Source organism: Aminobacter sp. P4_H6_2 (assembly GCF_056400805.1).
The window spans coordinates 1-1709 of sequence record NZ_JBFUKO010000882.1 but is presented as its reverse complement, the minus strand read 5'-3'; the positions used below and the strand labels follow the sequence as shown (position 1 = coordinate 1709).

Below are 1709 nucleotides of genomic sequence, written 5' to 3'. Positions count from 1 at the left end.
GATTGAGGGCATTGTGCGGCTCCTTTGCGATGTCCCTGAGCTTCCTCTCATTTGGGCGGTTTGGCAAGACAGTCGCTAATAATAATCAATAAATTCATATAGTTAGACAATTACTCCTAATGAATACGAGAGGCAAAGTGAGGCGCCAACCCGTGTTGTCCTCTTCCCGTTTAGTTAGTTCATGGCACTCTTGACGCTCTTGGCAGCAAAAGCCATATTATAGCTACTTACTCATTCAGCACATCAATGTCAGAGGTCGCGATGTCTGAGCTCGAACGCGGTGAACGTCTACAGATAATGCTGAACGGCGAAGAGCTGTCGGCAGTTGAGGATTTCCGTTTTCAAAATAGGATGCCCAGCCGGGCAGCCGCGGTTCGCGAGCTACTCCGGCGCGGTCTTGCGGCCGAAGGTTTTATGGCGGCGGAAGTCGGTGTGAAATCTCAGGATTTTGGCGTTTTAGACCAAAACGGCAAYGGCGAATCTTGAGATTCATCGTAGCGGCACCGTAGGCGACGCAAAGATGAGGACGTGGGCGCGCCAGCCTATTTCCAAGACCGTCCACTTCCGCGACCCCCACATGATCTTGGATCCCACCGCTGCATCAGAGCGCGGATGGCGAGTGGACGTGTCTACCGATGGGAATTTGCCAAAGCGGGCGAGAGTCTGGAAATCGATGTCCCCGGTGTCTTCGTGCTTGATGAAAGCAGCCTTATCTACCAAGCGATCTACCAAGCGACGCTGGCGGGAACGGGCCTTGCCTTTCTGTGGGAATGGATGGTTTCCGACAATGTCAAAAGCGGAAGGCTGGTGCAGGCCCCCGACGATTGGACGCCACCCTATGACGGCATCTGCCTCTACTACCCCGGCCATCGCCATGTCCCAATGAGGCCTTGAAGGCTTAGCTCTATAGCCCCCTTTCGGGTCGGCAATTTTGGTGCATCCTACTACCATGTAGCGAGGGGCGAATGATCCATGCCTACCTTTGCGAGAATGGCAGTGCTGGCCGTGCTGCTGTGCGCCCAAGCCAATGTGACTTGGGGCGCTGACTTAAGCACCCCGCCTCCGAGCGCTGAAGTGATCACGCCGCTTCCATCTCCTCACGACCGAGAGTGCGCCCGGAGGGGTGCCGGTATCCCCGCATGCCGTAAGGACTGTTCAATGAGGTTCCCTGCCCCCAATCCCAATACGTACTGCGACGTTTTCTGCGCGGATGGGACCACAATGGTAAGGGGCTATTGCATCATTGGCGCAGGCGGGTCGGCTGGCTGCCCTGGCAGGGAATGCACCTTCTAAGGAACAAATCGATGCCCAAAGATGATGTTGAAGAGTTTCCACGGGATCAGGAATACACGTGCCTTTTTGCCCTCGACAGGCTGATTACAACCGATCCTGGACCCCCGCGAAGACATAAGGGCAACTGAGGAATCTACCTTCGGAAGCGTGCAATAACTTAACGGCCGATTCCTACATTATTGATGATCGAGTGGTCGATACTATTCTATTAGACATCCCCTGCCCCGGAATAATGTGCTTCATTCTAAGAAAGCAGCACATCAAGCCCACTCCGCCCGTGGCAGGGCGATTTCCTTTAAACCGTAGCGCTAGAATGCCTACGCCGCGTGTAGCGTAGGGATGCCACTTACATCAATTTCTCGCTCTGCATGCCAGGCATCATGAGCGGCCTGCATCCGCAGCCAGATAGCCGCACC

At 54.7% G+C, this 1709-nt stretch carries 2 protein-coding genes and 1 pseudogene; 2 read left to right on the top strand and 1 reads right to left on the bottom strand.

The window, feature by feature from the left end:
- Positions 1 to 261 precede the first annotated feature (261 nt).
- Together AC1DUU_RS31280 and AC1DUU_RS31275 are read left to right on the top strand one after the other, a co-directional pair.
- Positions 262 to 486: a hypothetical protein gene (locus tag AC1DUU_RS31280; protein WP_476787188.1), complete on the top strand. Its 225-nt coding sequence runs from the start codon at positions 262 to 264 to the stop codon at positions 484 to 486.
- Between the two features lie 42 nt (positions 487 to 528).
- Entirely contained in the window at positions 529 to 894 is a 366-nt protein-coding gene (locus AC1DUU_RS31275) for a LysR substrate-binding domain-containing protein (RefSeq protein WP_476787187.1), read from the top strand.
- 716 nt (positions 895 to 1610) lie between these two features.
- On the opposite strand, the pseudogene AC1DUU_RS31270 reads toward AC1DUU_RS31275, so the two are convergent.
- A pseudogene (locus AC1DUU_RS31270) lies at positions 1611 to 1709 on the bottom strand (HigA family addiction module antitoxin); the annotation flags it as partial.